Here is a 7,049-nt window from a genome sequence, read left to right as displayed (position 1 = left end):
GGCACCAATGCCGCCAAGATGGCCATGGGCCTGGAGGCAGAAGTGGTCGTGCTCGACAAGTCGGTCAACCGGCTGAAGGAGCTGGACCTGCTGTTCGGCGGCCGCATGCAGACCATCTACTCCACCCGCGACAGCGTCGAGGACTACGTCTGCCAGGCCGACCTGGTGATCGGTGCGGTGCTGGTGCCGGGCGCCTCGGCGCCGAAACTGGTGGACCGCGCCATGCTGGCGAAGATGCAGAAGGGCGCGGTGGTGGTGGACGTCGCCATCGACCAGGGCGGCTGCTTCGAGACCTCCAAGCCGACCACCCACGCCGAGCCGACCTACATCGTCGACGACGTGGTGCATTACTGCGTCGCCAACATGCCGGGCGGCGTGGCGCGCACGTCGACCTTCGCGCTCAACAACGCCACCCTGCCGTTCGCGCTGGCGCTGGCGGACAAGGGCTGGCGGCAGGCGCTGGCCGACGACGCCCACCTGCTCGACGGCCTGAACGTGGCGCACGGCGAGATCACCCATCCGGCTGTCGCCGAGGCGCTCGGGTACGCGCTGACGGCGCCGCAGAAGGCCATCGCCGCGTGATCCGCGGCCGGCGAGGCGCCGTAAGGAAGAGTACGGCACGGTCGGCCGCGTCCCGCAGGCCGTGCTGTTCTTCCACTCCCTCATTTTGGTAGCCTCGGGGCCCCGAGTTTCTCGGGGCCTCCTTTTTGCGTGAAGGACCGCCATGCTCACCGTCTATTCCGAGGACTGCCGCGCCCACCACGGCCGGGCGGAGCTGAACGAAGGCCAGCTCGTCCCCTGCTTCGAGAACCCGAGCCGCACCGACATGGTGCTGGAGCGCCTGCGCGCCGTCGACCTGGGCGAAATCATCGCGCCGCGCGACTTCGGCGAGGCGCCGATCCGGGCGGTGCACGACGACGGCTTCGTGGACTTCCTGAAGACCTGCTGGGCGGACTGGACGGCGGCCGGGCGCGACTGGGATGCCATTCCCTTCACCTTCGGCAAGCGCGGCATGCGCAACGACCGCGTGCCGACAGACATCGACGGGCGCATCAGCTACTACGGCATGGACGCCGGCACGCCCATCACCGCCGGCACCTGGACGGCCGCCACCGCCGCCGCCAACTGTGCCCTGACGGCGACGGAACAGGTGGCCGGCGGCCTGCGCGGCGCCTTCGCCGCCTGCCGCCCGCCGGGCCACCATGCGGCGGCCGACTACTACGGCGGCTACTGCTTCCTCAACAACGCCGCCATCGCCGCCCAGGCGGCCCGCGCCAACGGGGCGCAGCGGGTGAGCCTGCTCGACATCGACTACCACCACGGCAACGGCACGCAGACCATCTTCTACGACCGCGCCGACGTGCAGTTCCTGTCGCTGCACGCCGACCCGACGGTCGAATACCCTTACTTCCTCGGCCACGCCGACGAGACCGGCACCGGCGAGGGCGAAGGCTTCAACCACAACTTCCCGCTGCCCTGGGGCACCGACTGGACCGCCTACGAAGCCGCCCTGAGCGAGGCGTTGCGCCGCATCCGCGGCTACCGGCCGGACGTGCTGGTGGTGTCGCTCGGCCTCGACACCTTCGAGCAGGACCCCATCAGCAAGTTCAAGCTGGCCTCCGACCGCTACCCGGTGGTCGGCGAGATGCTGGGCAAGCTGAAGATCCCGACCGTCTTCGTGCTGGAAGGCGGCTATGCGGTGGAGGCGCTGGGCGTGAACGCCGTCGGCGTACTGCAGGGGTTCGAGGGGGCGTAAGGCGGAGACCATTGGCTGGTGCCAGTGCCGCCGTGGATGGCCGGGTCAAGCCCGGCCATGACAAATTACCCAACTAAGTCAAAGCCTTGTCATGCCCGGCCTCCGGGCCGGGCATCCACGGCGTGCACGCCACCCGCCGTGGAGGACGGAGCAGCGATTACCGCCGGTGACGCCGTGAGTGGCCGGGTCGAGCCCGGCCATGACAAATTTTTATTATGGATCAATAGCTTGTCCTACCGGCCTCGAGCCGGACATCCACGGCTCCACCAGCGTCGGCCGCGCCCTCCCCTTGACCCGCCACCGCGGACGGGTGTATCCCCACTCCGTCTAAACGCCTTCTGCGAGAGTTTATGTCAGAGTCCGTGCGCTGCGGCTGAGGCCGGCGCGTTTGACCGCCCCGGATCAGCCTTGTCGACCCCACGTCCTGCCGCGGCAGGCCGTGTGCGGAGGCTCGCGCGCGGCGTAGACGGCGGGACCGGTTGCGACTCCGGTTCCAGGACAGACTCCCGTGAACATCTCCAAGGCCGAACAGCGCGTGCTGCACGCGCTGGCGCTCGGCGGACGCATCCTCGTCGAGAAGGACGAGAAGAACCGCATCCTCGACCTCAACTGCATCACCCGCGAAGGCTGGTCTCTGGCCGACTGCACCGCGCCGGTGTTCGACCGCCTGCGCAAGCGGCGGTTCATCCGCAGCCAGGACGGCGGCCCCTATCGCATCACCCGCGACGGGCTGACCGCCGTGCGGGCGCAGCTGAACCAGCGCTGAGGCACACGCACACGCCAGGGCACGACGGGGCGGCCATACCCGGCCGCCCCGTCAGCTCGGCGGGTTGTAGACGTCGGGGCGACGGTCGTCGAGGTAGGGGTTGAGGCGGCGGATGTCGTCGTAGGCGCGCGGATCGACGTCGGCGAACAGCAGTTCCTCGTGCTTGCCGGCGCGGGCGACGATGCTGCCGTCGGGCGCGGCGACCGTGCTCAGCCCCTCGTAGACCAGCGTCGTCTCGTGGCCGCAACGGTTGCCGTAGGCGACGAAGACGCCGTTCTCGTAGGCTCGCGCCGGGATCACCAGCTCGGGCACCGCCTTGTTGGGCACCATGAGCGCCGTCGGCACGCAGATCAGCTCCGCCCCCTGAAGGGCGAGCGTGCGTACCGCTTCCGGAAACTCCACGTCGTAGCACACCAGCACGCCGATCATCACGCCGTTGAGGTCGACGGGCACGCCGAGCGTGCCGCCGGCGGTGAACACCGCCCGTTCCTCGTCGCCGTAGAGGTGCGCCTTGTGGTAGGCGAGCCGCCGCCGCCCCTGCGAGTCGATGAGGGTGGCGGTGTTGTAGCAATGCCCCGACTCGTCGGTCTCGCCGTGGCCGTACAGCAGCGCGATGCCGTGCCGCCGGGCGGCTTCGGCCATGCGCTTGAAGTTGGGGCCTTCCGCCGGCTCGGCCAGTTCGAAGGCCAGTTCGCCGATGTCGTAGCCGGACAGGTACATCTCCGGCAGGATCAGCAGGTGCGCCCCGCCCGCCTTGGCGCGGGCGGCGGCTTCCTCGGCGGCGGCGATGTTGGCGTCGATGTCGCCCGGTGTCCCTTGCGTCTGTTGGATCGCGATACGGATCGGCATGGGGATGCGGCACCTCCCGGCGGGTGGGGTGGGTCATGGCTGACCCAAGAGGCTACCCCGCCGGAGCCTCCCGCGCCAAGGAGGTGCGACTCACCCGCCGGGCGTATGGTCTGCGCCGTCAGTACGGCAAGCCCTTGGCGCGCTGGGCCTGGAGCGCCTCGGCGTACCATTCCAGCTCGTCGATGAACTTCTTCACGCGGCCGTGCCACGCCTCGTCGGTCGGCGTGCCGTCCTCGGCGAAGGCCTGGCCGACCCGCGGCACCGGCTGCAGCGAGGGAATCGAGGGCATGCCCAGCTCGCTCAGCATGGCGCGCAGCTGCATGGCCGCCCGCACGCCGCCGAACATGCCGGCCGAGTAGCAGACGATGCCCGACGGGCGGAAGAACCACTCCTCCAGGAAGTGGTCGAGCAGGTTGGACAGCGCCGGCGGGATCGAGTGGTTGTACTCGCCCGACACGATGACGAAGGCGTCGGCGCCGCGGATCATCTCCGCCAGCTCCTCCATGGGCGGCGGCGCCTCGCCCTTGGGGTATTCCTTGTACATGCGGTCGAGCATGGGCAGCGCGTAGTCGACCGGGTCGACCAGCGTGGCGTCGTAGCCGCGCTCCGCCAGCTTCGCCGTGATGAAGCGCGCCACCCGGATGCCCTGGCGCGCCGTGCGCACCGAGCCGTAGAGGACGAGAACCCGCAAGGCCATGAACCGTCTCCCGCGCCAGTGGTGGTGGAGCCTTTCAGGTGGGGGCGCCGGGCGGTCATGGAAAGGGCGGAACGGACCCAGCGCGGTCACGGCTTTGCCACGGCACCGCGACGAGGGCGGCGGCGTTCTTTCACCACGACTGCGCCGCACGGTCGGCGCCGACGCCACGAACCACGAGGAGACACGTCATGCGTCGCATGCAGATGCCCGGCCCGAAGACCCTGCTGACCGCCCTGGTGCTCGGCCTCGCCGCCCCGGCGCTCGCGGCCTGCGAGGACGAGGGGCCGATGGAGCAGATGGGCGAGAACCTGGACGAAGCCGGCGAGCAGAGCGCCGACGCGGTGGAGGATGCCGCCGACGCCATGGAGGACAAGGCCGACCAGATGCAGGACCAGGCCCAGTAACGGCACGTCCGCCCCTGTCCGCGGCGGCCTGCGGCGTCGACCCTCGGCTCGCAGTTCGGAAGGACAGGACATTCGCTCCCCGATTCGCGGGAGTTCGATCGCGCGCATGGAACGGCCGTCCCCAGCCCCGGGGGCGGCCTTTCCGCGTGCCGGCGACCGAACGCCGCGGCGGCGGCTCGTGTTCTTGGCAGGAGCCCTCCATCAGCCGGAGCACCCGACGCCATGCTCGCCGCCGAAGAACGCAAGGACCTCGCCGCCTATTCCCGCCGGGTCCTCATCGCCGCCGCGGTGGTGGTGGGACTGTGGATCGCGTGGCGGCTCGCCACCTTCCTCATCCTCGCCTTCGCCGGCATCCTGCTGGCGGTGATCCTCTACCGCGCCTCCACCGCGCTCGGGCGGGTGCTGCACATGGGGCGGCGGTGGGCGCTGGCGCTGCTGCTGGTCCTGCTGGCGGCGGCGCTGATCGGCGGCGGGTGGCTGTTCGGCAGCCAGGCGGTCAGCCAGTTCCAGCAACTCGGCCAGACGGTCGGCCAGGGGTTCGACCAGATCCAGACGTGGCTGCGGGATGTTGGCGCCATGCAGCTGCTCGGCGGGTCCGGTGGCGGCGGCGTGGTCGGCAGCGGCCTGATGTCGCGCGCCATGACCGTCGCCACCACCGCCTTCGACCTGATGGCGGGGCTGCTCATCATCCTCTTCCTCGGCATCTATCTGGCGGCGACGCCGGGCGTCTACCGCCGCGGCATCGTGCTGCTGTTCCCCAAGGAGCGCCACGCCCAGATCAATGCCGCCCTGGACGAGGCCGGCGAAGGCCTGTGGCGGTGGATGCTCGGGCAGTTGGTCTCCATGCTGACCATCGCCGTGCTGAGCACCGGCCTGCTGCTGCTGCTCGGCGTGCCCATGGCGCTGGCGCTGGGGATCATCGCCGGGCTGCTGGAGTTCATCCCCATCCTCGGCCCCTGGCTGGCGGCGGTGCCGGCGGTGCTGGTGGGGCTGACCGTCGACGTGCAGACCGCCGGCTGGGTGGCGCTGGCCTATTTCGGCATCCAGCAGGTGGAAAGCTACGTCATCACGCCGCTGGCGGAACGCTGGGCGGTGAGTCTGCCGCCGGCGGTGACGGTGGCGGCGGCGACCGCCTTCACCATGCTGTTCGGCTTCGTCGGCCTGCTGTTCGCGACGCCCTTCGTGCTCGCCCTCATCGTGCTGGTGCGCTGCCTCTACGTTCGTGGCGCGCTGCAGGAGGAGCCCCGCGACGGCCGCATGCCGGGGTGACGGCGGGGCGCCCCTTCCGCGCTGCGGCATTTGCCGTTATCGTCCTGCCTTCCGCCGCCCGTCGCCAGCCCCAGGAGCCTTCCCGGAAGCCATGCCGCAGAACGGACCCCTCGCCTTCTACCGCAGCAAGCTCGCCTCGGGGGAGCTGAAGCCCGACGCCGCACAGGAACTGGCGGCGGAGAAGCTGGAAAGCCTGTACCACGCCCTGAAGGGCTACGAGCCCGCCACCGGCCCCACCGGCTGGGTCGCCCGCTTCGGCTTCGCCAAGCGCCACCGCCGCGACGAGCCGGAACCGCCGCAGGGCCTCTACATCTACGGCGAGGTGGGGCGCGGCAAGTCCATGCTCATGGACCTGTTCTTCCAGACCGCCCCCGTGCAGAAGAAGGTGCGCCTGCACTTCCACGAGTTCATGCGCGACATCCACGCCGACTTCCACAAGCGGCGCCAGAGCAAGGCCGGCGGCGACGACGCCCTTGCCGACATCGCCCGCGGCGTGGCGGACCGCACCTGGCTTTTGTGCCTCGACGAGCTGGAAATCCACGACATCGCCGACGCCATGATCGTCGGCCGCCTGTTCGAGGCGCTCATCACCGCCGGCACGGTGATCGTCACCACCTCCAACCGGCCGCCGCAGGACCTGTACAAGGACGGCCTGCAGCGCGAGAAGTTCCTGCCCTTCATCGACCTGTTGTGCCGCAAGCTCGACGTGCTGCAGCTGGCCTCCACCAAGGACTACCGCATGGGCCGGGTCCAGGGCTCCAAGGTCTACGTGACGCCGCTCGGCCCCGCGGCCGATGCCGAGATCGAGGCCATCTTCCAACGCCTGCTCGACGGCCAGGCCCCGAAGCCCGACACGGTGACGGTGCACGGCCGCGCCATCCCGGTGCCGCAGGCCGGCAACGGCACGGCGCGGTTCTCCTTCGGTGACCTGTGCGACAAGCCGCTCGGCACCCACGACTACCTGCAGATCGCGACGCTCTACGACGTGGTGGTGATCGAGAACATCCCGCGCCTCGGGCCGGAGAACCGCAACCAGGCGCGGCGCTTCGTGACCCTCATCGACGCCCTCTACGACCACCGCACGCTCATGGTGTGTTCCGCCGAGGCGCCGCCGGAAGACCTCTACCGCGAGGGCGACGGCAAGTTCGAGTTCCAGCGCACGGTCTCGCGCCTCATGGAGATGCAGTCGGAAGACTACATCCGCCTGCCGCATTTGACTTAGTGTTTGCCCCTCAGGCGCCGGGCGCGGGCCGGCGGCCCGCTTGGCTCACGCGGCAGGGGCCGCGCGGCGCGGTCGCGCCGTAGGTG

General features: G+C 70.1%; 8 protein-coding genes. 6 read left to right on the top strand and 2 right to left on the bottom strand.

All coding sequences use genetic code 11. From position 1 onward, the window contains the following. The 3 genes from CRP50_RS07410 to CRP50_RS07400 form a co-directional block, all read left to right on the top strand. Positions 1-582, top strand: a 582-nt coding sequence (locus tag CRP50_RS07410; protein ID WP_416045202.1) for an alanine dehydrogenase, incomplete at its 5' end; no start/stop codon positions are given. Positions 583-724: 142 nt separating this feature from the next. Next, positions 725-1,756 carry a histone deacetylase family protein gene (locus tag CRP50_RS07405; RefSeq protein ID WP_097278329.1) on the top strand — a complete coding sequence of 344 codons (1,032 nt, stop codon included), beginning with the start codon at positions 725-727 and terminating at the stop codon, positions 1,754-1,756. Between the two features lie 508 nt (positions 1,757-2,264). Then, a complete protein-coding gene (locus CRP50_RS07400; RefSeq protein WP_097278328.1) occupies positions 2,265-2,522 on the top strand; it encodes a YjhX family toxin in 258 nt (85 codons plus the stop codon). A 51-nt stretch (positions 2,523-2,573) separates the two neighbouring features. On the opposite strand, the gene CRP50_RS07395 is transcribed toward CRP50_RS07400, so the two are convergent. Together CRP50_RS07395 and CRP50_RS07390 are read right to left on the bottom strand one after the other, a co-directional pair. Next, on the bottom strand, positions 2,574-3,371 hold the full coding sequence (locus tag CRP50_RS07395) for a carbon-nitrogen hydrolase family protein (protein ID WP_217992002.1): 798 nt from the start codon (positions 3,369-3,371) through the stop codon (positions 2,574-2,576). A 118-nt stretch (positions 3,372-3,489) separates the two neighbouring features. Next, on the bottom strand, positions 3,490-4,068 hold the full coding sequence (locus tag CRP50_RS07390) for an NADPH-dependent FMN reductase (RefSeq protein WP_097278327.1): 579 nt from the start codon (positions 4,066-4,068) through the stop codon (positions 3,490-3,492). 188 nt (positions 4,069-4,256) lie between these two features. Here CRP50_RS07390 and CRP50_RS07385 point away from each other — a divergent pair, with 188 nt between their 5' ends. The 3 genes from CRP50_RS07385 to zapE all read left to right on the top strand — a co-directional run bounded on the left by CRP50_RS07385 (position 4,257) and on the right by zapE (position 6,963). Continuing rightward, positions 4,257-4,472 (top strand): hypothetical protein, encoded by a 216-nt coding sequence (locus CRP50_RS07385; RefSeq protein WP_217992001.1) that lies wholly within the window; start codon positions 4,257-4,259, stop codon positions 4,470-4,472. Between the two features lie 222 nt (positions 4,473-4,694). Continuing rightward, positions 4,695-5,741, top strand: a complete 1,047-nt coding sequence (locus CRP50_RS07380) for an AI-2E family transporter (RefSeq protein WP_097278326.1) — start codon at positions 4,695-4,697, stop codon at positions 5,739-5,741. A 91-nt stretch (positions 5,742-5,832) separates the two neighbouring features. Beyond that, positions 5,833-6,963 (top strand): cell division protein ZapE, encoded by a 1,131-nt coding sequence (gene zapE, locus CRP50_RS07375; RefSeq protein WP_097278325.1) that lies wholly within the window; start codon positions 5,833-5,835, stop codon positions 6,961-6,963. Positions 6,964-7,049 lie beyond the last annotated feature (86 nt).

This window comes from Caenispirillum bisanense, assembly GCF_900230255.1.
Lineage (GTDB): Bacteria > Pseudomonadota > Alphaproteobacteria > Rhodospirillales > Rhodospirillaceae > Caenispirillum > Caenispirillum bisanense_A.
Note: the sequence above shows the minus strand (reverse complement) of the source record. Positions and strands in the feature narration are given on the sequence as shown.

Bases quoted from the DNA above. Each gene is read 5' to 3' on its own strand.
- CRP50_RS07405 (WP_097278329.1), top strand. From the start codon at position 725: ATGCTCACCGTCTATTCCGAGGACTGCCGCGCCCACCACGGCCGGGCG.
- CRP50_RS07395 (WP_217992002.1), bottom strand. From the start codon at position 3,371: ATGCCGATCCGTATCGCGATCCAACAGACGCAAGGGACACCGGGCGAC.
- CRP50_RS07390 (WP_097278327.1), bottom strand. From the start codon at position 4,068: ATGGCCTTGCGGGTTCTCGTCCTCTACGGCTCGGTGCGCACGGCGCGC.
- CRP50_RS07385 (WP_217992001.1), top strand. From the start codon at position 4,257: ATGCGTCGCATGCAGATGCCCGGCCCGAAGACCCTGCTGACCGCCCTG.
- CRP50_RS07380 (WP_097278326.1), top strand. From the start codon at position 4,695: ATGCTCGCCGCCGAAGAACGCAAGGACCTCGCCGCCTATTCCCGCCGG.
- zapE (WP_097278325.1), top strand. From the start codon at position 5,833: ATGCCGCAGAACGGACCCCTCGCCTTCTACCGCAGCAAGCTCGCCTCG.